The sequence below is a fragment of the Paenibacillus sp. J31R122 genome (assembly GCF_056269185.1).
Window position 1 is genome coordinate 155,410 of the sequence record NZ_JBWDNM010000007.1, and the last position, 25,216, is coordinate 180,625.

Sequence of the window (25,216 nt, forward strand, 5' to 3'; positions counted from 1 at the left end):
CTTAGCGGAAGGCGGGTAATTGAATGAGAAATCGTGAGACGGGACAAGAGCATGAAAAGGTGGGGATTATAAAACCTCCATATTCAGAATTACCTGAAGAGCAGCAATGGGAAGAGTCTCTTGAAGAGATTAGGATTCAAACATCTGACAGTGATCGTAAGCCCGTGAAAGAAGGGAAGGAAAACTCGGTCACTTCGGATCAGGATAAGAACGATGGGATACCTTGGCATTTAGATGAGATTTTGACACGACTGGAAAATGAGTTGGGTTATAAAAAGAGTTTTGATGTTGTTGTAAGGGAGATGACATTCGGAGAACGACGTACGGCGATGCTCTGTATGAACGGACTTGTGAATGATGCATTGCTCACAGAAGTTCTCAAGCGTCTTACCTATCTACACCCAGACGATTTATCAAGTGATGCTCTCCATGCATTTCTCGAATTGTACGTGCCTGCAGCACAGGTCAGTAAGGTCGAAGTTTGGAATACTATGTTAACTAGTGTTTTAGCAGGCGTTACAGCTTTTTTTATCGATAAGGAAAAAAGCTTGCTGTTGATCGACGCCAAAAACTTTCCGACACGAGGTCTTCAAGAGCCGTCTTTAGAGAAGGTCGTTCGAGGCAGCAGGGATGGGTTTGTTGAAACACTGATGGTCAACATATCATTAGTTCGTAGACGGATTCGCGACCCGCAGCTGCGATATGAACTGGTACAGGTTGGTGAGCGGACGAAAACAGATGTCTGTATCGCTTATTTAGATGATGTAGTCGATAAGCATCTGCTTAAATCCATTAAGGATAAAATCTCTATGGTGAAGTTAGATGGATTGCCTTTAGCGGATAAACAGCTCGAAGAGGCTACTGTAAAACGCGGTTGGAGCCCATTTCCGCTCGTACGCTACTCAGAGAGACCTGATACGGTATCAGCTCACTTATTAGAAGGATCTATAGCTGTATTCGTTGACACGTCGCCGAGCGTCATGACACTTCCAACTACGTATGCGGATTTGACGCAGCATGCGGAGGAATACCGTCAATCTCCTGTAATCGGCACCTATTTGCGATGGGTTCGATTTATTGGCATATTTTCTTCGCTCTTTATGCTTCCGCTATGGTTGTTATTCGTCATGCATCCCGAGCTGAAGCCAGTAGCGCTTGAGTTTTTGGGGCCAGCCAAAACAGGTAAAATACCATTAGTCGCTCAGTTTTTAATTGCTGAAATAGGTGTCGATTTACTCCGTATGGCTTCTGTACATACGCCCACGTCACTGGCAACGGCCATGTCACTCGTTGCTGCGATATTAATTGGTGATATCGCGGTAAAAACAGGTCTTTTCATTAATGAGGTGATATTGTACATGGCTATTGCAGCAATCGGAATGTTTGCGACTCCAAGCTATGAGTTAGGGCTTGCTAATCGAATCGTTAGACTTGTGCTTATCGTATCGGTTGCAGCGTTTAGCGTGCCTGGCTTTGTTATCGCGACAACAGCTATTTTGTTGTTATTAGTTACAGAGCGTTCTTTCAATCGTCCGTATATGTGGCCGTTCATACCTTTTGACGCTAATGCATTGGTGAGCATCATCTTTCGCAAGCCGGTGCTTTACGATCGTAAGCGTCCGAATATATTGCGTACGCAGCAGAGCGATAGACTGCCAAACACCGAATAAATTCACAAAAATGCAAATGAAATGTGAATTTATCCATATCTCAGATAGATAGATTGCGTTATACTGATGCTATTGATGCAAATTCTATCCGTTCTATCTGTATGCAGATAGAAGAAAGCTGAGGGAAATTACATGTACTTACATGGAACTAGCAAGATTAACGCGATTGGACATTTGGAAATTGGCGGCTGCGATGTAGCCGATTTGGCTAATCAATTTGGCACGCCGCTATATATTGTAGATGAAGCGCTTATACGTCAACGCGCGAGCGAGTATGTTGAAGCGTTTAAGGCTTCTGGCCTGAGATTTCAGGTTGCCTATGCGAGCAAGGCTTTCAGCGTAATGGCTATGTGCGCAATTGCCGAGCAGGAAGGACTATCACTTGATGTCGTTTCTGACGGTGAGCTTTATACAGCTATGCAAGCGGGATTCCCAGCTGAGCGTATACATTTTCATGGCAATAACAAGACTCCTGAGGAAATAATGATGGCGCTTGACGCAGGCATAGGCTGTTTTGTAGTGGACAACTTCTTAGAGCTTCAAATTTTGAATGCGCTAGCTGGTGAGAAGGGTAAGCAAGTAAATATTTTGCTGCGCATAACACCTGGCGTTGAAGCACATACACATGATTACATCTCGACGGGCCAACAAGATTCAAAGTTTGGCTTTGATCTTGGCAATGGTTCAGCAAGACAAGCCATTCAAGAAGCAATGTCGCTTCCTAACCTCATTGTTTTGGGTGTACATTCGCATATAGGCTCACAAATTTTCGAGGTTGAGGGCTTCCGTATGGCGGTTGACAAGGTTGCGGATTTTGCAGTAGCAATCCGAAATGAGCTGGGACTGACTTTTAAAGTAATCAATCTTGGCGGCGGCTTCGGTATCCGTTATGTGGAAGGTGACACACCGCTTCCAATTAGCGAATATGTGGCAGCAATTACAGGAGCTATTATTACGAACTTTACTAATGCTGAGTTTCCGCTTCCTGAAATTTGGGTAGAGCCTGGTCGGAGCATGGTTGGCGACGCGGGAACGACTTTGTATACAGTAGGGACTAGCAAGGATATTCCAGGCGTACGGAAATATATTGCTGTTGACGGCGGAATGACGGACAACCCTCGTCCAGCGCTATATCAATCACAATATGAAGCTGTACTAGCTAATCGTGCTAATGAACCAAAGGTAGAAACGGTCTCCATAGCCGGCAAATGTTGTGAAAGCGGAGATATGCTCATCTGGGATTTAGAGCTTCCTAAAGCTGAAAATGGTGATTTACTTGCTGTTTTCTGTACAGGTGCGTATAATTATGCAATGGCAAGCAACTACAACCGGATTCGCCGTCCAGCAGTCGTATTTGTTAAGGATGGCCAAGCTGATCTTGCCGTAAAGCGTGAATCTTTAGAAAATATTGTTTGCAATGACGTCATTCCGGCTAGACTTCAAAAATCTTCGCTTGCGAAATAAGGGCGAAATTGGTAACGTAGTCTTATTCGGATAAAAGAAAGGTAGATGTAGAAATGGCAAAACAAGCAAAAATCACACTAGCAAATGGCGGAGAAGTTCTTATCGACTTGTTCGAGCAAGACGCGCCAAATACTGTAGCAAACTTCGAGAAGCTTGCTAACGATGGTTTCTACAACGGTTTATCCTTCCACCGTGTTATTCCAGGCTTTGTCGCTCAAGGCGGATGCCCGAACGGTACTGGAACAGGCGGTCCTGGCTACCAAATCAATTGTGAGATCAACCCTAATAAGCATGAGCGCGGTTCACTTGCAATGGCGCATGCTGGTCGTAATACAGGCGGAAGCCAGTTTTACATCGGTTATGCTCCACAGCCGCATTTGGATGGCGGACATACTGTTTTCGGCAAAGTGTCAAAAGGTATGGAATTTGTTGACGCACTAAAAGGCGGAGACAAAATGGAAAAGGTTGAAATCGAAACGGTTTAATGTTAAGATACTAACTATAATTATGTAAGTGCAGCTTTCCTTCGGGGTCAGGTGAAATTCCTAACCGGCGGTGATCGGGAAACGCAAGGAGGATTGGACTCCCAAACTCCTTGCGTTTTTCGTCAGTCCGTGACCCGGGCTAGTCGACATTCGCGATATTTTTGAAATTGCGTATGTTAATTGGAACGGTGGACCTGGTGTAAATCCGGGACCGACAGTACAGTCTGGATGGGAGAAGGAGCAGCATCGACAGCTATCGGAATCATGCTTATTTGTATGTGTTTTATTTCACATACTTATTAGGTTTCTTTCTGTAGCGTTTTTTTACAAACCAATAGCACAGCTATAGTATGGATTCGCGAGATGCACTTTTTTTTTGCTGCGCTTTCTATGCTCTAATTGAGTGCTGACTGGTTTTGTCGTTGTTCTCTTGTAGTTCTTTCATCACCTCTGTCGGATCGTATGCCGATAGGGGTGTTTTTTGTCTATGGACATTATAAACGATGAATATTACATGCAATTGGCTTTAGATTTGGCTTCAAGGGCATCAGGTCAAACTGGTATTAATCCTGTAGTCGGTTGTGTGGTTGTGAAGGATGGCCGAATTATCGGCGTTGGAACACATCTGAAGCGTGGAACTGGTCATGCTGAGGTGCATGCCTTGCAAATGGCTGGAGAAGAAGCAGAAGGCGCAACTGTATATGTAACGCTGGAGCCTTGCAGTCATTTCGGTAAAACGCCGCCCTGCTGCGAGCGCATTATAGCTGCAAAAGCTGCCAGAGTTGTTGTCGCTAGCGGTGATCCTAATCCCGAAGTTTCAGGTAAAGGGATTTCAAGATTGCAACAAGAGGGTATTGAAGTAACTGTTGGTATATTGGAGCAGCAATCTCGTTTAATGAACGAGAAGTTCAACAAATATATAACGAGCAAAGTTCCATTTGTAACCTTAAAAACGGCAAGCACACTTGATGGTAAAATAGCTACGAGAACAGGGGATAGCCGCTGGGTAACAGGCTCAACAGCTCGGGAACAGGTGCATACATTACGCCATCAGCATGAAGCGATAATGGTTGGTATTGGAACAGTTCTGGCTGATGACCCTTTATTGAATACTAGAGCATCTGTACCAGCAATCGACCCTGTTCGAATTATTGTGGATTCTGAACTTCGACTTCCACTTGATGCAAGAGTTGTAACGGATCGATCAGCTAGAACGATCGTTCTAACGACGGATCATGCAGACGCAGCGAAACGCACAGCTTTGGAGAATGAGGGTGTCGAAGTTATAACATGCGGTCCATCTTTAAAAGTAAATTTGATAACTGCGATGAAAAAACTCGGAGATCTCGAAATCGGCTCCATACTGCTAGAAGGCGGCGGGCAATTAAACGGAGCGATGCTCGAAGCGGGACTCATCGATAAAATAATTCTTTATTACGCCGCCAAAATAATCGGCGGTAAGGATGCGCCCGGAACCTTTACTTTCTCAGGAATAGAGAAGATGGCAGACGCCATCTCACTCGAAAATGTGAAAGTTGAAATGGCCGGCGAAGATATCTGCGTATCAGGTTATCCCGTTTACAAGAAGTAATGGAAAACAAGCTGCATATTCAGTATGTTAAGCTATAGCAAATCAAAGATATTGATTATGAAATGTTTTTTTTCGCAAAACTTAAGAAGTTGCTTACGAAGCAGGTTTTGCATTCGCAAAACCTAAGAAGATGCTTACGAAGCTGGTTTTGCATTCGCAAAACCTTTGGAAGGAGGGATAAAATGTTTACCGGATTAGTGGAAGAAGTGGGCCAGATGAAGGGGATAACAAAACAGGGAGAAGCGATGCGTCTGAAGATCGGAGCGTCACTTGTAACTGAAGGAGTTATGCTTGGTGATAGTATTTCCGTAAACGGCGTATGTTTGACCGTAACGGAATTTGACCGTTCTTCATTTGCGGCAGATGTCATGCCGGAAACGTATCGCAAATCAAGTCTTCATCAGCTTCGTCCAGGTGAACGAGTGAATTTGGAACGAGCGATGCAAGCAGGAGCTCGGTTTGGCGGACATATCGTGCAAGGCCATATCGATGGAGTAGGTCAAATAACAAGCCGTGAGACAGATGCGAATGCCGTAGTGTTTCAGGTTAGAGTAGATGACCTGCAACTACTGAGGTACGTTATTCCAAAAGGCTCCATAACGATTGATGGCATAAGCCTTACGGTTGTAGATACTTCCTCACAAACCTTATCGGTATCCATAATTCCGCACACGCTAAGCCAAACAGCCCTACAACACAAGCATGCGGGTGATACGGTAAATATAGAGACCGACGTTATCGGCAAATATGTGGATCACCTGCTTCATTACAAACAACCAGAAGCAGCACAGCCCAAATCCAAGCTGACAACATCCTTCCTTATGGAAAACGGGTTTTTATAAAAGCACCGACAAGCACTGCCAAACCTAAAGCGTGTCCCGCAGGGACGAAAGCGAGCCGCCAACCATAGTAGCTCAGAACCATCTCAGTAACTCACTCGTCATACAGGTGTTCAGGCAGCCCAAGCGCACCAAAAGTAAAGCGTGTCCCGCAGGGACGAAAGCGAGCCGCCAGCCATAGTAGCTCAGAACCATCTCTGAAACTCGCACGTTATACAGGTGTTCAGGCAGCCCGAGCGCACCAAACGTAAAGCGTGTCCCGTAGGGACGAAAGCGAGCCACCAGCCATAGTAGCTCAGAACCATCTCTGAAACTCGCACGTTACACTGGTGTTTAGGCAGCCCAAGCGCACCAAACGTTAAGCGTGTCCCGCAGGGACGAAAGCGAGCCACCAGCCATAGTAGCTCAGAACCATCGCTTAAACTTGCACGTTACACTGGTGTTCAGGCAGCCCGAGCGCACCAAACGTAAAGCGTGTCCCGCAGGGACGAAAGCGAGCTACCAGAAAAGTAACTCACACCCATCTCAGTAACTCACACGTTAGTCTAATTGCGGGTGTCCAGAGGGCAGCAGCCCCTCGGGGCCCTCCCTTGGAAGGGAGGGTTTGGGTGGGTTCGTAAAGCCTTTGAAGGTTTGGGTAGAAGCCTTTAAAGGTTGGTAGAAGCCTTTAAAGGTTTGGTTAGAAGCCTTTGAAGGTTCGGTAGAATCCTTTCAAAAGGATAGGTTGCAAAAAGGAGGAAGCACATATGGAACAAACAGAGAGAATCTCATTTGATCGCATAGAAGAAGCGCTTGAAGATCTTAAATTAGGGAAACCAGTTATCGTCGTTGATGACGAGGATCGTGAAAACGAGGGTGACCTTATCGCGCTTGCGGATAGAGCGACTCCGGAGGTTATTAACTTTATGATCACGGAAGCGCGCGGACTTGTCTGTGCTCCAATTACACAGGAGCGTGCTGAAGAGCTTGAGTTGCCGCCAATGGTTATGCAAAATACAGATTATCATGGTACAGCATTTACAGTTTCTGTAGACTATATTTCAACGACTACTGGCATTTCCGCTCATGAACGATCAGAAACTGTAAAGGCATTGATTAATCCAACAACGAAGGGCTCTGATTTCCGCAGACCCGGGCATATTTTTCCGTTAATCGCTAAGTCAGGCGGAGTTCTTCGTCGCGCTGGACATACAGAAGCTGCAATAGATCTGGCCGTTATGTGCGGAGCGCCTCCAGCAGGAGTTATATGCGAAATCATTAAAGAAGATGGAACAATGGCCAGATTGCCTGATCTGCTCGCATTCAAAGAAAAGCATAATCTTAAGCTCATTACGATCCAAGAATTGATTCAATATCGTAACGATAAAGAAAAGTTAGTTGAACGAGCTGTGGAAGTTAAGCTGCCAACTGATTTCGGTACCTTCCGGGCAATCGCATACACGAACATGGTTGATAACAAGGAGCATGTGGCGCTTGTTAAAGGGGACATCGATTCTAATCAACCGGTATTGGTTCGTGTTCACTCTGAGTGCTTGACTGGCGATGTGTTCCACTCTCATCGTTGTGATTGCGGGCCTCAGCTTGAGGCGGCTTTGAAGCAAATAGACGCAGCAGGAAGCGGCATTCTACTGTATATGCGTCAAGAAGGAAGAGGCATAGGTCTTATTAACAAGCTTAAGGCGTATGTGCTTCAAGAAGAAGGCTTAGATACAGTAGATGCAAATTTAAAGCTTGGCTTTCCGGCTGATTTGCGAGATTATGGTATAGGCGCTCAAATTTTAAAGGATCTAGGCGTTCGCAAAATGCGTTTGCTCACGAATAATCCGCGTAAGATTAAAGGACTAGAGGGTTACGGTTTAGAAGTAATCGAGCGTGTTCCGATTCAAATGGCAGCTAATGAGGATAATAACCATTACTTACGCACCAAGAAATCCAAGCTTGGACATTTGCTTCGCTTTGAAGATACAGACTATACTATATAATTAATGGAAGGATGACGCGCGATGGCACAATTTTTTGAAGGACATTTAATTTCTGAGGGTTTGAAATATGGGGTTGTAGTTGGTCGATTTAACGAGTTTATCTCAAGCAAATTGCTTGGAGGAGCACTTGATGCGTTCAAACGTCACGGAGCACAAGATACAGATGTAGATGTTGCTTGGGTACCAGGAGCATTTGAGATTCCTTTAATTGCACAAAAGATGGCTGAAAGCGGCAAATACGATGCAGTTATTACGTTAGGCGCAGTAATTCGCGGCTCTACTCCTCATTTTGATTTTGTATGTAACGAGGCTGCAAAGGGTGTAGCTGCAATTGCTTTGAAAACGGGAGTTCCGACTATTTTCGGCGTATTGACAGTTGATTCAATCGAGCAAGCTATTGAACGAGCGGGTACGAAGGCTGGAAATAAAGGCTACGAAGCAGCAACTAGCGCAATAGAAATGGCTAATTTAACTAAGCAATTACAAGGTTAAGCAGCTAAGCTAAGGTTAGGCGGGGGGAAACATTAGTGTCAGTGCTTTATAAGCTGGATTCTTTTGAAGGGCCGCTTGATCTATTGCTTCATTTGATCGATAAATCCGAGATTGACATCCATGAGGTTTCTATTAGTGAGATTACGATTCAATATATGGATTATTTGCATGCGATGAAAGAGCTTGAGCTTGAAGTTACAAGCGAATTTCTAGTGATGGCGGCTACCCTGCTGGCAATTAAGAGCAAACAGCTGCTTCCTAAGCCTCCTGTATTTGAAGAGGAATACGAGGATTGGCCGGATGAAGGGTTAGATCCGCGAGACGAGCTGATTCAGAAGCTCGTGGAATATCGTAAAATTAAACAAATTGCCGAACAGTTGCGTGAGAAGGAATTCGAGCGCAGCCTCGTCTTTTCGCGTGAGCCAGAGGATATGAGTCCTTTCATGAAGGAAGAGAAAGTTAATCCTGTAGAAGGCCTGCACGTATCTGATTTAGTAGCTGCGTTTCAGAAGGCGCTTGGAAGAGCAGCCAGACGTAATGTAGTGTCAACCATACAACGCGATGAAATATCGGTAAAGGATCGCATTAGAGATATTGTTGAAGTGCTAAAGCAATTTGAAACTGTCAGATTTTCAAAGCTTATAAGGGAAAATATGGACAGGCATGAGGTTGTTGTAACCTTCTTGGCCATACTGGAACTGATGAAAATGAAGCATATTCGATGCTTCCAGCATCAGCTGTTTGACGATATCGTCATCCATTGGAGAGGGGAATCTTCGGAAAGTGGATTATCAGAAGTTGAAGACAATTATTGAGGGTCTGCTTTTTATGGCAGGCGACGAAGGACTTACGAAGAGACAGCTCGCCGATATTTTAGAACTAGATTCGGATCTTGCTTCAGACTTGGTTTACGACCTGCAGCGTGATCTCGAACGAGAAGGTAGAGGGGTTCAAATAGCGGAGGTAGCAGCTTCCTACAGACTTACGACCCATCCGGAGCATGCGCCTTATTTTGAACGAATGGCTTATACGCCAACACGTGCACAGCTATCACAAGCTGCGCTAGAAACGTTGTCTATCGTTGCTTATCAGCAGCCGATAACAAGGGTCGCAATCGAAGAAATACGCGGTGTTAAGAGTGACAGAGCTATTGCGTCGCTTGTATCGAAAGACTTGATTGAGGAAGTAGGTCGAGCCGAAGCGATTGGTAGGCCGATTTTGTATGGAACGACGAAATCATTTTTAGATTATTTTGGATTGCCGTCTATTCGTGAACTGCCTGAGCCAGGGTATGTGGATGTGGATGAAGCATTAGCTGAGCAGACACAGCTGCTCTTTGAACGCCTCGATGGTCGACAAATGACTATTGATGAAATAAAAGAATGAGATTTGACCGCCGGGTCATACTATATACAACCCAAAACAGGGAAACGGAGGTAGCATCATGATGCTCAGTTACCCTTACGGTTGGATAACGGCGGTCGGTCTCTTTTTTTTGCTCATTTTAATTGTAATCCTGTCTTCGCCCGTAAATATTAACGGGCATTTTAGAAGAGCGGAGAACAATAATGATGATGCAGAGTTGAATGTGAAAGCACTATTCGGCCTGATCAAGTACCGAATTAAAATACCCATTATCCAATTTACAGGTAAATCGTTAGAGCTTAAGGAACAAGTGTCGCAATCAAACACTGGTCTTGATTCATGGAAGCAATACAATGAAGAGGTTAATACGGATAAAGTAGTTAGCGGAATTGAAAAGCTGAAGCATATTATGGAAATTACCTATCATTTAAAGGGGTGGGTAAAGCAAACCTTAAAGAAGGTTCGGCTTGTGGAGTGGAATTGGACAACATCAGTCGGTACGGGAGATGCAATGTGGACCGCGATGACAACTGGTTTCATATGGTCGGTTAAAACCTCTATACTCGGGTTGCTTTCACAAATGGTCAAGCTTAGGACTGAGCCGAAAATGAGTGTTTCTCCGATTTATCAGCATTCTGCATTTACGACGGAATGGTCGTGCATAGCTCAAATCCGCTTAGGTTATGCTATCCTTGCCGGACTTCAGTTTTTAGTTCGGAAGAACAAAACGAAAGGAGGCGTCAAAGCATGGCAGAACATCCTATTCAGGGCTTAATGCAGACAGCAATGGAAAATATTAAAGAGATGGTGGATGTTGACACTATCGTTGGTAGTCCTGTCCAAACGCCTGACGGCAGCATTATAATGCCTATCTCCAAGGTTGGCTTTGGGTTTGTTGCGGGGGGCAGTGACATTCGAATGGACGAATCGGGGCATAAAAATTCGTCGCACACTGATGCTCATAATGCTTCAGTTTCTCTTCCGTTTGGAGGAGGCAGCGGGGGGGGCGTATCGATTACACCAATCGCTTTCCTCGTTGTAGGCACTCATGGAGTGAAGGTCGTACCGCTCGATAATCAAACTCATCTGATTGAGAAAGTTATCGACTCTGCACCTTATGTATTTGATAAATTACAATCTTTAATTAAACAGCCTTCAAGTACATCCAATTACTCGGATCAAACCGAGGGCGTCATTACAGGGATTGTGAATACAAACGAACAACTTTTTTAACATTAACTGCCCGTAAGGGCAGTTTTTAATTTTTTTTGTTAAGCGATTTTCGTCTACACGATCATGTACAAGCATATACTGTAATACGCGAGCAGAAGCCTGATTCAACTAATGATGCGAGAGGAGTAAGTTTGTATATGATTTTGAAGAAGAGTAATAAGGTGGTTGTGCTTGGATTATTGTTGGCTCTGATGGTTGGGACAAGCTCAATCTCTCGAGCAAGCGCAGCTCCGGATTCGATTAAGACAAATGCAAAAGCAACGGCGCTAATTGACGTAGAGTCAGGTCGATTGTTATACAGCAGCAATGGCGATACTTCAATGGGAATTGCCAGTTTAACTAAAATAATGACAGCTATCGTAGCCATTGAGCATGGAGAGCTTAACGATATGGTTAAGACCAGTAAGCGCGCTGTAGGGAAGGAAGGCTCGTCCATCTATCTTCAGCTTGGGGAAGAGATGAGCTTATCTAATATGCTCTACGGCCTTATGCTTCGCTCAGGTAATGATGCTGCAACAGCAATTGCAGAGCATGTCGGAGGCTCAGAGGAAGGCTTTGTATACTTAATGAATGAGAAAGCCGCTTTCCTTGGATTGACGAAAACACAATTTAAAAATCCGCATGGACTCGATCAGGATGGTCATTATTCTTCTGCAAACGACCTGGCAAAGCTGACAGCTTATGCATTAAAAAATAAAACCTTTGCAGAAATCGTTAGTACACCAGTGAAAAAAGTTCCAAATCCACATGACAATTGGGAGTACAGCTATAAAAATAAAAATAAAATGCTCGAAATGTATGAAGGTGCGGATGGCGTTAAAACGGGCTATACCAAAAAAACACTTCGCTGTTTGGTAAGCTCGGCCACTCGTGAAGGCCAACAGCTTGCAGCCGTTACTATCAATGACAGAGATGATTGGGCTGATCATCGCAAGCTGCTTGATTGGGGCTTTAAGCATTATCCGCTTCTGCAAATTGCCGCCAAAGGACAGGCAGTTGCAGGTTCACCTTATATTTTAGGACAGTCATTCCTGTATGCTCTGGAGAAGGATGAAATGCCTTCCGTACAATCCAAGCTGGTTCTTTACGATACGGCAACTACTCGTTATGCTCTAGGTGAGCGTGGAATACTGGAATGGTATTTGGGTAACGACAAAATTGGTGCAGTTCCTGTCTATGACAGTGACCCGAAATAAACCCAAAATTTGAATGACATGAGCATTTGTTTGCCGGCGAGATAACGTTTGGGAGAGCGTCATTATCGCTGGTTTAGATTTAAACCGGAGGGGAGGCGGTTAGATGGTTAATTGGATATGGTTGTTCTTTATTGTTGCCAGCTTTGTTGTAGCTGCTATTACGGGCAAGATGGATGCGGTGACGCAAGCCGCATTTGAAGGGGCGAAATCTGGCGTCACGGTCAGCTTTGGATTAATTAGCATTATGGTTTTCTGGTTGGGCATTATGCGGATCGCCGAAGATGCAGGATTGCTGCAAAAAATGGCGCGGATGCTGGGGCCGATAGTAAGAATGCTGTTTCCGGACGTCCCGCGCAACCACCCTGCAATTGGTTATATTATGAGCAATCTTAGCGCCAATCTATTTGGCCTGGGCAATGCAGCTACCCCGATGGGGATAAAGGCGATGCAGGAGCTGCAGAAGCTTAATCCGGATCCCATTACCGCGACGCCTGCAATGTGTACATTGCTTGCTTTGAATACATCGAGCATAACAATAATCCCAACGACACTAATTGCCATTCGGATGAATTATGGCTCAGCAAATCCTGCAGAAATTGTTGGGACTACGCTCGCGGCAACATTTGTTGCGACAACCGCTGCCATTTTAGCCGATCGTTGGTATCGACGAAAATCACCACCGCCTCCAATCATTCAGCCTAAAAAAGAGTCCAAAAAAATAAACGCTCACCTGTCAGGCCGTGGAGGTGAGTCAGTTGTATGAGATTTTTACTCAACTATCAGCGTGGATGATTCCTGCTATTATCGTATTTATTCCTCTATACGCGGCCCTGCGCCGAAAAGTACCTGTGTATGAGACTTTTGTTGAGGGCGCTAAGGATGGTTTCGGCACTGCCATTAATATTATTCCTCACTTAGTAGGCATGATGGTAGCGATCAGCATGTTTCGTGCATCAGGAGCATTGGAATTGATGCTTTCAGCCGTACGCCCTTTATTTGATTGGATTGGCATACCGAGTGAAGTGCTCCCTCTTGGAATATTGCGTCCATTAACAGGAGCCGGCTCTTTAGCATTCACCACCGATTTGATACAGACGTTCGGACCAGATTCGATGATTGGTCGAATAGCATCGACTATACAAGGGAGCACTGACACAACTTTGTATGTGCTTACCGTTTATTTTGGGGCTATTAGCATACGTCGCACACGGTATGCGTTAAAAGTGGGGTTATTTTCCGATTTAGTTGGATTTTTGGCTGCAATTTTCATCTGTTTATACATATTCGGTTAGTGAAGCTTGTGCTTTGTTCTCCATATCGTTATGATGGAGGATGAGGTGAAAGAATTGGAACGTTTACAGAAGATATTAGCAGCTGCGGGTGTCGCGTCCCGTCGCAAGTGTGAAGAGATGATTTTAGCAGGTATGGTAGAATTGAATGGTGAGAAGGTTACGGAGCTTGGAGTGAAAGCCGATCCGGCAGTCGATACTATTTCGGTTAATGGAAAGCCGATTAGGAGCGAGAAGAAAATCTACCTTATGCTTAATAAATCAAAGGGAGTTATTACAAGCGCCAAGGATCCGCAAGGGCGTAAAGTAGTTTCTGACTTTCTACCAGGAATAAAAGAACGTGTATATCCAGTTGGGCGTTTGGATTATGACACAGAAGGACTGCTTCTTCTTACGAATGATGGCGAGTTTGCAAATTTATTAACACATCCTAGCCACCATGTTCCGAAAACCTATCGTGCAACTGTGAAAGGAGTCCCCCACGGCAGCGCGCTTGAATTGCTTGAAAAAGGGATTAAGCTGGAGGATGGTATGACTGCACCCGCATCAGTGGAGTATCATGATGTGGATACCGAAGGTAACGAGGCAACGATTACGATTACCATTTTCGAAGGCCGTAACCGTCAGGTTCGTCGTATGTTTGAAGCTATCGGTCACAAAGTCATTCGATTAAAACGGATCCGTTTTGGCGAGTTAGGACTTGAGAATCTAGGTCGAGGAAAGTACCGTCATCTTACCCCGCAGGAAATTAAAGAATTACTTGCAATAGCGACCAGCAAGACACATAAAGTTCATAAAAAGTAATCGGCGGCGGCAGTTATTGCCGTCGACTTTTCGTTATAATGATAGTAAACGTCATGATTAGACAGAGGCTGGTGATAGGTTCGATTATGGGGAAATCGCGTAAGACGGTTCAGATCGTTATTCTTATAGCCGTCCTAATTATAGGTGGGTATGCGATCGGCTCAACTTTATTTTCCGCAGACGAAGAGGGTCCTTTGAAGGAAGGCGGTATACCTCCGGATTTTAAGCTTGTCGATTTGGATGGAAACTTAAAGTCGCTGTCTGATTATAAGGGCAAGGCTGTTGTTGTTAATTTCTGGGGTACCTTCTGCCCGCCGTGTGTGAAGGAAATGCCAGAATTTGAGCTTCAATATGCCAAATGGAAGGATCAAGGCTTAGTTATTTTAGCGATCAATTTAAGCGAGGATACATTGACCGTGAACAATTTCGTTCGCCGATTTGATTTAAGTTATCCAATTCTGCGTGACGTTAATCGTAAAGTTGAACGGAGCTATGGGCTTAAATCATACCCAACTACTTTCTTCATAAAGCCTGATGGTACCATTATGGAAATTAAAATAGGTGGCATGACAGAGACTGAAATTGATGAACGGATTGAGCGACTGCTTCAGTTGTAGGAGGTCTACTATTGTTAGTGCTAGAAAACACAAAATGTGAATGCGGCCATCAAAACTCGGTCGGAACCGTGTTGTGCGAAAGCTGCGGAAAACCGCTCATGGAAAATGAAGTGACGGACGAGCCTCTTGAAATGCGATATGACGGGGTAGCTCGTCGTTCACAGAAAAGGAATCCGAGCATCATCGACCGTGTGTGGAATTTTTTCTCATCTGTCAAAATTGCGATTTATTTAATCGTCATCACTTTTTTGACAGCCATGCTGGGAACTATTTTCCCACAAGAAAACACGTTTATAAACAACTTTGATCCCTCAATTTATTATGAGGAACAATACGGCTTGCCGGGAAAAATTTATTACTTGCTTGGTCTGACGCATACGTACGAATCTTGGTGGTTTATCGGGCTTCTCGTTATGATCGGGACATCGTTAGTTATTTGTTCTCTTGATCGTGTTTTGCCTTTGTATCGTGCATTAAGCAAGCAGCAAATACGTAAGCATTTGCAATTTATACACCGTCAGAAAACCGTGTATAGACAAACTATCGATGGAGATGCGGATATCTGGGTTGAACAGTTTGGCGCGCAATTGAAACGTAAAGGGTATCGCATACATCGAGAAGGTACCGCGCTGCTGGCTGAGAAAAACCGCTTTAGCCGCTGGGGACCTTATATAAACCATATAGGTCTAATCTTGTTTCTACTGGCCATATTGGCTCGCAGTATTCCGGATTGGCAGATGGATAGCTACTTAACCATTCCTGACGGCGATACTGTACAAATTACTGATACCAATTATTTTGTCAAAAATGAAAAGTTTACGGTAAAGTATTATACAGACGAAGAGCTTCCCGAGAAACTAAAAGGAACAGCTCGCGCCAAAATGTATGAGACTAAAGCAGTGCTCTATACATGTACGAGCGATTGCAATGATCCTCAAAAAGAGCCTGTACTTAAGGAAGTTAAGCGTCATAACATCATTGTCAATGAGCCGCTTACTTACAAAGGACTGAAGCTTTATCAATTTGATTTTGACGTTACACCTAGATTGAATGCGGTTCATCCCGTTCTTGTCGATAAAAAAACGGGCGAGATTTACGGACCGTTTGACTTGCCGATGAAAAACGCGGCGCTTCAGCATAAGCTAGGTCCGTATACACTTGATTTATATGCGAATTATATGGAGTTCGCGCTTGATGACAATGGTAAACCAACTACCTTATCGCGTGATCCGATCGCGCCGGCTTTTATTTTCACAATAAAAGGTCCAGGACTTGATCCTGAAGGCGAGCCGTATATGTACTTCCCAATGCAGAAGGATAAAGTTAATTTCTCTCAAGATACGATCAATCGGTCAATAGCTGAGAAAATCGAAATAAGAGTAGATGGCATGGAAAACGTTGATTTCTCCGAAGCATCTACCTATTTGAATGTCAGAATGGACAAGGCATTGCCTTATGTATGGGTTGGAGCAACCATCTCGATGATTGGTTTGCTGCTAGGAACATATTGGCAGCATCGTAGAATATGGCTGCGTATCGATGACGGTGAGCTTTCGCTTGGAGCATATACGAACAAAAACTGGTACGGTATGCGTTCTGATGTCGCATGGGCACTTAGCAAAATAGGTATTTCCGTAGATTCGAAGTCGCTTGATAACGGAGGGAACAAGGCGTGAGTTTAGTTGATTTTAGCAGTGATGCGTTTATAGCTGCATTTTTTCTTTATTGTTTTGCATTCATGTTCTACGTTATAGCGGTTGCCGGAAAAAAATGGAGTAATCGTAAACCGGAGATGCATGAGAAGCGTTGGGGTAGAATAGCATTTATTACTTCAACTGTAGGGCTAGCCGCTCATTTAACCTTCTTCTTCACTCGCTGGGCAGGCAGTGGCCAGATTCCTACGAGTAATATGTATGAATTTATGACTTTTCTAGGTATGGCTATCATGATCGCCTTTACCATTGTGTTTATTCTATATCGCAATCCGCTGCTTGGCATGTTCACACTTCCGTTGACGGTTATTATTGTGGCTTATGCTTCGGTATTTCCGCAGGAGGTACAGCCATTAATTCCGGCACTTAATAACTACTGGCTTAAAGTACACGTTACAACGGCTGCATTAGGTGAAGCGTTTATGGCAGTGGGCTTTGCTGCGGGCCTTATGTATTTGCTGCGAGTGACTGACTTTAAAGGTAAAACGAAAGAGGCGCGCAGAGCACAGTTTTGGTTAGAGTTCTCGGTCTATTCCATTATTTTAATCGTTGGATTTATCGTAGCCGTATTCGCATTCCGCGGAATGGGATACGAGGCACAGTATACGCAAGAAATATCTAAAATTGATGCTAAAGGTATTGAACAAACGATAACCGATACAGTTGATTATACGCTTCCTCCTATCGTTAAACCATACAATAGCATTGAGGTAAAATATGAGTCATTCCTTGGAATAGACAATGCTCTTTTTGAAGCTCCATATTGGATGAGTGGCGTGAACGCGGGCAGAAAACTGAATACAGTCCTTTGGTCTATCATTGCTGGTTCCTTAATCTATGGACTACTTCGGTTATTGTTCCGTAAACCGCTTAGTGCGGTAATTCATCCGGCGCTTAAAGACATCGATCCGGAAGACTTAGATGAAATAAGCTATAGAGCCATTGCAATTGGATACCCTATCTTTACACTAGGTGCCCTCATTTTCGCAATGATTTGGGCGAACATCGCTTGGGGACGCTTCTGGGGATGGGATCCGAAGGAGGTTTGGGCGCTTATTACTTGGTTATATTATAGTGCATACTTGCACTTCCGGTTGTCACGTGGCTGGCAAGGACTTCGTTCTTCGTGGCTCGCGGTTATCGGATTCGTAATTATTTTGTTCACGCTTGTAGGTGTTAATTTAGTAATAGCAGGATTGCATTCATATTCTGGCACATAGTTTTTGAAGGAGAGGGGCAATGCAGTATGTCTGATTATTCGAGCCGTATATTGGTTGTTGATGATGAAGAGAGAATTCGTCGTTTGCTCAAAATGTATTTAGAAAAAGAAGGCTATACAATCGACGAGGCTGAGGATGGGGAAACTGCGCTTAGACTAGCCTCAAATACTGATTATGCGCTTATCTTATTGGATGTCATGCTTCCGGGAATAGATGGTGTAGAGGTGTGCTCACGGCTGCGTCAAGTAAAAGCAACTCCGGTCATTATGCTTACAGCCAAGGGTGAAGAGATGAACCGTGTGCAAGGCTTCGAAGTGGGTGCGGACGATTATGTCGTGAAGCCGTTTAGCCCGCGTGAGGTTATTTATCGAGTGAAGGCGATATTGCGTCGTTCATCAGCAACTGCCTTCCTTACAAAAGAGATTAATTCCAGCAATAATATCGTATTCCCGCACCTCATCATTGAGCATGACGCTCATCGGGTAACGGCTGGAGGACAAGAGGTTAGCTTGACTCCTAAGGAATACGAATTGCTTCATTATCTGGCAGTATCGCCTGATAAAGTGTTCTCCCGTGAGGAACTGCTGAAGGATGTATGGAATTATGAATTTTTCGGTGATTTGCGAACGGTAGACACGCATGTTAAGCGTTTGCGTGAGAAGCTGAACAAAGTATCTCCTGATGCTGCAGCGATGATTACAACGGTATGGGGCGTTGGCTACAAGCTTGAGGTTCCGAAATAAATGAAGATATGGAATAGAGTGGTTGGTTCATTATGGCATAGTGTAGTAGGAAAGCTATGGGCGACGATTATGTTGCTCGTAGCTGTTGTATTACTTATAGTTGGAGTCTTTCTTTTGCAATATGTAGATCATTGGGTCGACGACAATGCATACCAGGTGAAAATGCTGTTTATCATTACGGCGATAATCGGGTTTTTATTGTCGACCTTTTTTGCATTTTTCCTATCCAAAAAAATTCAGCAGCCTTTGCTTCAATTGAAAAATGCTGCAGATTCGGTATCACAGGGCAATTACAGTATAAGGGTTAATATTCGATCATCTGATGAAATTGGTGAGCTCGCGAATACTTTTAATCATATGACGGGTCAGCTTGATAAATTTATACACGATCTGAACCATGAGAAAAATCATTTGGCGAGCGTCTTACGCAGTATGGGCGATTCCGTTATTACTTTCGACGCGGAAGGCAAAGTCATATTAACAAATCCGAGCGGGGATATGCTCATTAACCAGTGGTCTGGTCTAGAGCTTGTTTGGCAGGAGGATTTTGCAAGCACAACAGCTTATGCTGATGTGCCAATGCCGATACGCGAATTGTTCCAAAAGGTAATGGAAGAGGGGACCGATGCAACTGACAAGGTTCATGTTCATAGCAGCGTATGGTCTATCGTAATGGCGCCTCTGCAATCGAAGGGTATAGTGCGGGGGGCTGTTGCCGTTATCCGCAATGTTACAGAGGAGCACAAGCTTGAAAAGATGCGGAGAGACTTCGTCGCCAATATTTCACATGAAATTAGGACACCGTTGTCGATGCTTCAAGGTTATAGCGAAGCTCTGCTGGATGATATTGTAGTGTCAGATGAAGAACGTAAGGAGCTCGTACAAGTTATTTATGATGAATCACTTCGTATGGGCAGACTGGTGAATGATTTTCTCGATATTGCCCGAATGGAAGCAGGGCATGTCGATATGAATTTTCAAGAAGTAGATTTAAGAAATGTTGTTAAACGTGTTCACCGCAAGTTTCAAGCGTACGCGAAGGAACGTGGGGTTAGATTGCTAAGTGAGCTGCCTAAACAGCCCTTGCATGTGAAGGAAGCGGACGAGGATCGACTTGAGCAGGTGCTTACAAATTTACTCGATAATGCTTTGCGGCACACAACATCAGGCCACTCCATTGTATTAGCAGGGGAGCATACGGCTAGCCATCTTGTTCCTTATGTGCAGCTCAAGGTGACTGATGAAGGGCAGGGAATTCCGTCAGAGGATCTTCCTTTTATATTTGAACGCTTCTACAAAGCGGATAAAGCGCGGAAGCGCGGTTCATCCAGCGGTACAGGACTTGGTTTAGCTATTGTTAAAAATATGATTGATCTTCATCATGGTCAAATTATCGTAGAAAGCACAGTGGGAATAGGAACTTCGTTCACCTTGCTGCTACCTGTCGAAGCACATCAATAGTTGTCAGAGCGTATCTTAAAGGTACGCTCTTTTTGTTGAAAAGAGCCGTTTATTCTTGTTGTTCGTGAAACAAAACGAGCCAGTCGGTTAATCCGACTGGCTCGTTTTTTGCATCCATTTAGATGAGAGTAATTTCTTTTGCAGTATTAAGCTCAGGCATGCTTGTTAATTGAACGAGTACATCCTTCGGAGTACCTTTGTCCACTCTAAGAACCATGATAGCCGAACCGCCGACAAGCTTACGACCTACTTGCATTGTCGCGATATTGACATCGTTATTGCCGAGCAGCGTTCCGACACGACCGATAATACCTGGTTTGTCGTTGTGTGAAATAAGGATTAGATTGCCCTCTGGTGTAAGATCCACTGTAAACTTATCGATTTGTACTATGCGGGGTCCATAGCCAGTCAATAATGTACCTGCAACTACTCGCTCTTCTTTTTTCGTACGAAGTGATACCGTTACAAGGTTTGTGAAGTCCTTCGATGTGTGCGTTTTCTGAATGACGATATTCACTTCACGGCTTTTCGCTAAATGCATGGAGTTTACGATGTTCACCTGCTCTAAGCCAAGGTGGTGTGCAAGGACACCGCGTACAATATGACGTGTCAACGGTTGAGTATCCACTTCAGCAAGCTCGCCAGCATAGCTTACGACGATCTCTTGTACAGCGCCTTCGGTCGCTTGAGCGATGAAACTGCCTAGCTTTTCTCCAAGAGTGAAATAAGGCTGCAGTATGCTCTGTAGATTTGCTGGAATCGGAGGCATGTTAACCGCATTTATAAACGGCTCATTGCGAAGGATATGAAGTACCTGCTCTGATACGTCAATAGCCACGTTCTCTTGTGCTTCTACAGTTGATGCGCCTAGATGAGGTGTTACGATTATTAATGGATGTGTCAAAAACGGGTGATCGGGAGCAGGAGGCTCGACTTCAAAAACGTCGAATGCCGCACCGGCAACTACACCATTATTTATAGCATCGACCAATGCGATTTCGTCGATGATTCCGCCGCGCGCACAGTTAACGATGCGCATGCCAGGCTTCATAACTTCAAATTGAGCTTTGCCAATCATATGACGTGTTTCTGGTGTTAGCGGAGTATGAACAGTCATAAAGTCTGCTTGACGCACAATTTCATCAACGCTAGCAAGCTTAATGCCTATTTTCTCTGCTCTTTCCTCAGTCATGAACGGATCATAACCCAAGATTTCCATGCCGAAAGCTTTCGCGCGTTTGGCAACCTCGCTGCCGATACGGCCCATACCAAGTACACCTAGCGTCTTGCCGCGAAGCTCAACACCAAGGAAGGTTTTACGATCCCAAACGCCGTTTACAGTCTTCATGTACGCTTGCGGAATGTGACGGGCTAAAGCCATCATCATGGCAAAAGTGTGCTCACATGTTGTAATTGTGTTGCCGTCTGGCGCGTTGATAACAATGATTCCTTGCTGTGTTGCAGCCTCAAGATCGATGTTGTCTACGCCAACACCTGCACGACCTACTACTTTCAGCTGTTTTCCAGCTTCCATAATTTTAGCTGTTACGCGTGTTTGGCTTCGGACAAGCAATGCATCGTATTCGCCAATAATAGCGACTAATTCGTCTTCACTTAAACCTGGCTTTTTGTCTACCGCGACATCAGCCGCGTCAACAAGCTGCTGGATACCTAGATCGCTGATTGGATCGGAAACTAACACTTTAAACATGTGAAATATGCCTCCTAAATTGGGGCGAAGCTATTGTGCTTCGCTTAATATGAATAGAAAAACCCTCGACCCGGCACCGTTGTGCAGCAGCGGGACAAGAGTTGGATCATCGTACATGATTCAGTCTAGTTTCAACAAAATCGGACATTTCTATTTTATAGCAATGGAGTGGTCAATGCAATGCTCAAACTTGCTGAAATGTGAAAATTTCGATATGATTCTAGCATAATTGATAACAAAATCCGACAATGGAGGCCCGCATAGATGACAAAATGGAAGGATATTGCACCGCAAATAATACTTGGATTAATAGACAATGGTCAAATAGATTCAAGTCAATTGATAGATGTGAGAGAGCCATTCGAGTGGGAATATTACCATATTGAAGGTTCAACGTTAATTCCAATGAATACTATTCCATCAAGGCTCAGTGAGCTCGACGAAGACAAACCAATTTATATTGTTTGCGGGCATGGTGTACGCAGCGTAGCTGTTTGCCGCTTCTTAGATGAACAAGGCTACAGCGGCCTCCACAATGTAACTGGCGGAATGGCAGCTGTAGCCTCGTTAAAAGGATTTCAATATGATTAATTGAAACTGAAAGTAACAATTAATTGGTGTCAGGGTAGAAAAACGGCAGCTGCGGAAGGGTAGCCTCCTGATATAGACGGGATTTGCTGCTTGTAAAATCTCCCGTTCTGACAGCTTCTGTGTTAATAAGCAGATCGACAACTGCTGACAGCGTATGTAGCTTCATTTTTGTAGCCTGGCCTGAAACAATTAATTCGTCCACCCGACTTGTCAAATCATGAGGGTAATATGAAACCAGCTTTTTGCGATTCATGAGCTGATCGGACATAAGCTTATTTTTGACAGCAAGCGGCAGCTTCTGCCATTGTGTGAGCTCAATGATCGATACTGCTTTGTAATCAGACGGAATGTTTGGGTCAACGGATGACGCCCACTTTAACATGGCGGAATAATAAGCCTGTTGTGCAATTAATGCTTGCTGTGAGGCGGATTGATACCACTTTTCTTGTTCTATGTATTTCTCTAAATCGTGATTGCTTAATGTTTTTGCATTAGATGCCGCTTTGTTTGATGCATCTTTAAACATTTTTAAACTACGTACATAGCTGGTCTGAGCTTGTCCCAGTAAAGGTGATTTCTGCATATCTACTGAGCTAGCTTCTTTTGCCTTGGACTCAGCTAGATTAGATAAATTTTTAAACAACGATGTTGCTTCAATCGTTTTTCCCTGCGATACTTTATTCATAGCTGCAAACCATTCATTTTGAAATTCACGATAAGGTAAAAATACAGTATGATAGAAAGAAACTAAATCTTGCTGCTGATAAGGACTGATAGAAGCAGGAGATGATTTCATTTCTTCTTTTGCTGCGTACTTAGATTCAATTTTAGCTGAACCAATTTGGATGCCGTAGAAAAAGGCTCCTACTGTACAAACGAGCAAAAATACAAATCCAACACTAAATAACATTGCGGTAGTCGTTAATCTTTTTTCCATCTCTATCTCCCTCTATGCATTAAAGTTATGTTGTCGAAATGTGTAACTAGTATAGGTGAAAAGGTCGAAAAAGAAAATACGAACATTCCAGACAGGCGGGAAGAAATGAAGAAATTTGACATTCGTAATATTCGCATTCGCAAGGTGACGGTGGATCAGTTGGATGACCGTATGCTGCTTATTAATTTATACACAACTCAGGGGCTTACTTTTATTATCGGTTTAATATGGGTTTTATTTCAGCACCAAAATCCAATTCATTTGTTCACTATTCCAAAAGAGTTGAAATTTGCAATATGGGGCATAGCGTTTGCAGGTATAGTGATAGCAGTTGATTTAATAATTTCCCGCTGGGTACCAGAAGAAGCGGCGGATGATGGTGGAGTAAATGATCGGATTTTTCGTACACGTCCCATTTGGCACATCGCTCTTTTATCATTTGTAGTAGCGATATGTGAGGAATTACTTTTTCGCGGAGCGATTCAGCATGCGATTGGCACATATTGGACGAGCATTATTTTCGCAACGATCCATGTAAGGTATTTGAAGCATTGGATCCCAACTGGTTTAGTATTTTCAATTAGTTATGGACTTGGTTGGATCTATATTCAAACCGGTTCAATATGGGCGCCTATTATCGCGCATTTCTTGATTGATTTTATTATGGGATTAATTATTAGATTCAGGAGGGAGTCATGAGCAGGAAAGAGAAGTTTGGCAGTTCCAGAGGAAAAGGACAGCTAGAAAAGGCGGCAAAGCCGTCCAGCATTGGAATGGAATCCAATGAACTCGAAGCTCTACCGCCTAGACGCAAAAAGTTTCCTTCGAGCGCTCAAAAAGTGACGAAGTGGTATTATAATTTGTTATTTGTTATGTTTGTATGTTTAGTTGGCGGATTATTCTGGTATGGCTTTAAATTTAGTCAATAACTTCGATCTCGTCAGGATCAATGAAGCTGTAGCCTTCTTTTTCAAGCTTGTTCAGTAATTCATCTAACGCGTCGGCTGTCCATTGCAGCTCATGCATCAATATATTTGCGCCGGGATGAAGCTGTTCCATTACATTTCGAATGACTTCATCCGGCTTGTTTTTGGCTGATTTATCCCAATCCAATGATCCATTAGACCACGTCATGAATAACATGCCGTGGTTTTTTGCGATTTTCTTTACCATATCTCCACCTGAGCCGTATGGAGGCCTGAAAAATTTCGGCTTCACGCCTACGAGCGACTCGACTTTGATTTGCACATCTCCGATCTGCTGTTCAATTACTTCTTCCGATTCCTCTTTTAAATTGATGTGATCCCATGAGTGGTTGCCAATGGTTTGACCGCGGTCATAAATGAGCTTCAGAAGATCAGGATTTTGCTTCACACGGTAACCGTTTACGAAAAATATAGCCTTAGCCGCATGTTTGTCGAGCGTATCAAGCATACTTTTTAGTACAGTTTCATCTTTTGGCCCGTCATCAAAGGTGAGCAAAACGGCTTTGTTTGTCGTCTTTTCATCAATTGGAACAAAGCGATAGACTTCATTCATACGGTATTGCTTGATTGGTGGGGCAGGTTCAGCTGTGATCGGTTCAGCTGCGATCGGTTCAGCTGCTGAGGTTGTCGGCTCCGCCGTTATGTTTGGTTTAGGTGTTTGTTCGATGTTCACATTATTCGATTGGGCACTGCATGCGACCAATTGTGTGCCAAGGAGAAGAATTGCAGCTAATAATTGAGCTGATCGTTTCATTTTTTTGTGACCCTCCGTACGTTTGTTTTGTTAATCACTAAATCGACAATATTGTATCATATATGCCAATTTGT

At 43.9% G+C, this 25,216-nt stretch carries 26 protein-coding genes and 1 riboswitch; of the genes, 23 read left to right on the forward strand and 3 right to left on the reverse strand.

Annotation, left to right across the window (positions count from 1 at the left end; translation table 11 throughout):
- Positions 1-23: 23 nt before the first annotated feature.
- The 20 genes from AC0YN7_RS13575 to AC0YN7_RS13670 all read left to right on the forward strand — a co-directional run bounded on the left by AC0YN7_RS13575 (position 24) and on the right by AC0YN7_RS13670 (position 20,163).
- Entirely contained in the window at positions 24-1,670 is a 1,647-nt protein-coding gene (locus tag AC0YN7_RS13575) for a spore germination protein (protein WP_475810543.1), read from the forward strand.
- 132 nt (positions 1,671-1,802) lie between these two features.
- Positions 1,803-3,134, forward strand: a complete 1,332-nt coding sequence (gene lysA, locus AC0YN7_RS13580; protein WP_475810544.1) for a diaminopimelate decarboxylase — start codon at positions 1,803-1,805, stop codon at positions 3,132-3,134.
- Positions 3,135-3,187: 53 nt separating this feature from the next.
- A complete protein-coding gene (locus AC0YN7_RS13585; protein WP_475810545.1) occupies positions 3,188-3,619 on the forward strand; it encodes a peptidylprolyl isomerase in 432 nt (143 codons plus the stop codon).
- Between the two features lie 33 nt (positions 3,620-3,652).
- A riboswitch (FMN riboswitch) is annotated at positions 3,653-3,863 on the forward strand.
- A gap of 243 nt (positions 3,864-4,106) precedes the next feature.
- Positions 4,107-5,210, forward strand: a complete 1,104-nt coding sequence (gene ribD, locus AC0YN7_RS13590; protein ID WP_475810546.1) for a bifunctional diaminohydroxyphosphoribosylaminopyrimidine deaminase/5-amino-6-(5-phosphoribosylamino)uracil reductase RibD — start codon at positions 4,107-4,109, stop codon at positions 5,208-5,210.
- A 182-nt stretch (positions 5,211-5,392) separates the two neighbouring features.
- The gene (ribE, locus tag AC0YN7_RS13595) at positions 5,393-6,052 is read left to right on the forward strand and encodes a riboflavin synthase (protein ID WP_475810547.1); all 660 of its coding nucleotides are present in this window, start codon (positions 5,393-5,395) and stop codon (positions 6,050-6,052) included.
- Between the two features lie 743 nt (positions 6,053-6,795).
- The gene (locus tag AC0YN7_RS13600; RefSeq protein WP_475810548.1) at positions 6,796-8,031 is read left to right on the forward strand and encodes a bifunctional 3,4-dihydroxy-2-butanone-4-phosphate synthase/GTP cyclohydrolase II; all 1,236 of its coding nucleotides are present in this window, start codon (positions 6,796-6,798) and stop codon (positions 8,029-8,031) included.
- A gap of 21 nt (positions 8,032-8,052) precedes the next feature.
- Positions 8,053-8,523 carry a 6,7-dimethyl-8-ribityllumazine synthase gene (ribH, locus tag AC0YN7_RS13605; RefSeq protein ID WP_475810549.1) on the forward strand — a complete coding sequence of 157 codons (471 nt, stop codon included), beginning with the start codon at positions 8,053-8,055 and terminating at the stop codon, positions 8,521-8,523.
- Between the two features lie 35 nt (positions 8,524-8,558).
- Complete coding sequence (locus AC0YN7_RS13610) at positions 8,559-9,338, forward strand: segregation and condensation protein A (RefSeq protein WP_475810550.1); 780 nt, start codon at positions 8,559-8,561, stop codon at positions 9,336-9,338.
- On the forward strand, positions 9,307-9,909 hold the full coding sequence (gene scpB, locus AC0YN7_RS13615) for an SMC-Scp complex subunit ScpB (RefSeq protein ID WP_475810551.1): 603 nt from the start codon (positions 9,307-9,309) through the stop codon (positions 9,907-9,909). Before AC0YN7_RS13610 ends, scpB begins: the two co-directional genes overlap by 32 nt.
- 58 nt (positions 9,910-9,967) lie before the next feature.
- Positions 9,968-10,663 carry a DUF2953 domain-containing protein gene (locus AC0YN7_RS13620; protein ID WP_475810552.1) on the forward strand — a complete coding sequence of 232 codons (696 nt, stop codon included), beginning with the start codon at positions 9,968-9,970 and terminating at the stop codon, positions 10,661-10,663.
- Entirely contained in the window at positions 10,636-11,121 is a 486-nt protein-coding gene (ytfJ, locus tag AC0YN7_RS13625) for a GerW family sporulation protein (RefSeq protein WP_475810553.1), read from the forward strand. Before AC0YN7_RS13620 ends, ytfJ begins: the two co-directional genes overlap by 28 nt.
- Before the next feature lie 137 nt (positions 11,122-11,258).
- Positions 11,259-12,317 (forward strand): D-alanyl-D-alanine carboxypeptidase family protein, encoded by a 1,059-nt coding sequence (locus tag AC0YN7_RS13630; RefSeq protein WP_475810554.1) that lies wholly within the window; start codon positions 11,259-11,261, stop codon positions 12,315-12,317.
- A 103-nt stretch (positions 12,318-12,420) separates the two neighbouring features.
- Positions 12,421-13,080, forward strand: a complete 660-nt coding sequence (locus AC0YN7_RS13635; protein ID WP_475810555.1) for a nucleoside recognition domain-containing protein — start codon at positions 12,421-12,423, stop codon at positions 13,078-13,080.
- A gap of 25 nt (positions 13,081-13,105) precedes the next feature.
- On the forward strand, positions 13,106-13,609 hold the full coding sequence (locus AC0YN7_RS13640) for a spore maturation protein (RefSeq protein ID WP_475810707.1): 504 nt from the start codon (positions 13,106-13,108) through the stop codon (positions 13,607-13,609).
- Between the two features lie 54 nt (positions 13,610-13,663).
- Positions 13,664-14,410, forward strand: coding sequence for a pseudouridine synthase (locus AC0YN7_RS13645; protein ID WP_475810708.1), 747 nt, complete (start codon positions 13,664-13,666; stop codon positions 14,408-14,410).
- Positions 14,411-14,496: 86 nt separating this feature from the next.
- Positions 14,497-15,027: a redoxin domain-containing protein gene (locus tag AC0YN7_RS13650; protein ID WP_475810556.1), complete on the forward strand. Its 531-nt coding sequence runs from the start codon at positions 14,497-14,499 to the stop codon at positions 15,025-15,027.
- A 17-nt stretch (positions 15,028-15,044) separates the two neighbouring features.
- Complete coding sequence (gene resB, locus AC0YN7_RS13655) at positions 15,045-16,703, forward strand: cytochrome c biogenesis protein ResB (RefSeq protein ID WP_475810709.1); 1,659 nt, start codon at positions 15,045-15,047, stop codon at positions 16,701-16,703.
- Positions 16,700-17,959, forward strand: a complete 1,260-nt coding sequence (ccsA, locus tag AC0YN7_RS13660; protein ID WP_475810557.1) for a cytochrome c biogenesis protein CcsA — start codon at positions 16,700-16,702, stop codon at positions 17,957-17,959. Before resB ends, ccsA begins: the two co-directional genes overlap by 4 nt.
- A 26-nt stretch (positions 17,960-17,985) precedes the next feature.
- Complete coding sequence (locus AC0YN7_RS13665; protein WP_138753462.1) at positions 17,986-18,702, forward strand: response regulator transcription factor; 717 nt, start codon at positions 17,986-17,988, stop codon at positions 18,700-18,702.
- Positions 18,703-20,163, forward strand: coding sequence for an ATP-binding protein (locus AC0YN7_RS13670; protein WP_475810558.1), 1,461 nt, complete (start codon positions 18,703-18,705; stop codon positions 20,161-20,163). It abuts the gene before it with no gap.
- A gap of 118 nt (positions 20,164-20,281) precedes the next feature.
- Here the strand turns inward: AC0YN7_RS13670 and serA are convergent, their stop codons facing one another.
- Positions 20,282-21,874 carry a phosphoglycerate dehydrogenase gene (serA, locus tag AC0YN7_RS13675; protein ID WP_475810559.1) on the reverse strand — a complete coding sequence of 531 codons (1,593 nt, stop codon included), beginning with the start codon at positions 21,872-21,874 and terminating at the stop codon, positions 20,282-20,284.
- A gap of 264 nt (positions 21,875-22,138) precedes the next feature.
- On the opposite strand from serA, the gene AC0YN7_RS13680 reads away from it, so the two are divergent.
- Complete coding sequence (locus AC0YN7_RS13680; RefSeq protein WP_475810560.1) at positions 22,139-22,465, forward strand: rhodanese-like domain-containing protein; 327 nt, start codon at positions 22,139-22,141, stop codon at positions 22,463-22,465.
- 19 nt (positions 22,466-22,484) lie between these two features.
- Here the strand turns inward: AC0YN7_RS13680 and AC0YN7_RS13685 are convergent, their stop codons facing one another.
- Entirely contained in the window at positions 22,485-23,402 is a 918-nt protein-coding gene (locus AC0YN7_RS13685) for a hypothetical protein (RefSeq protein WP_475810561.1), read from the reverse strand.
- Positions 23,403-23,507: 105 nt separating this feature from the next.
- Between AC0YN7_RS13685 and AC0YN7_RS13690 the strand changes: the two genes are divergently transcribed.
- Complete coding sequence (locus AC0YN7_RS13690) at positions 23,508-24,101, forward strand: lysostaphin resistance A-like protein (RefSeq protein ID WP_475810562.1); 594 nt, start codon at positions 23,508-23,510, stop codon at positions 24,099-24,101.
- Entirely contained in the window at positions 24,098-24,331 is a 234-nt protein-coding gene (locus AC0YN7_RS13695) for a hypothetical protein (RefSeq protein ID WP_475810563.1), read from the forward strand. Before AC0YN7_RS13690 ends, AC0YN7_RS13695 begins: the two co-directional genes overlap by 4 nt.
- Here the strand turns inward: AC0YN7_RS13695 and AC0YN7_RS13700 are convergent.
- The gene (locus AC0YN7_RS13700; RefSeq protein WP_475810564.1) at positions 24,321-25,142 is read right to left on the reverse strand and encodes a polysaccharide deacetylase family protein; all 822 of its coding nucleotides are present in this window, start codon (positions 25,140-25,142) and stop codon (positions 24,321-24,323) included. The genes AC0YN7_RS13695 and AC0YN7_RS13700 overlap by 11 nt on opposite strands.
- Between the last annotated feature and the right edge of the window lie 74 nt (positions 25,143-25,216).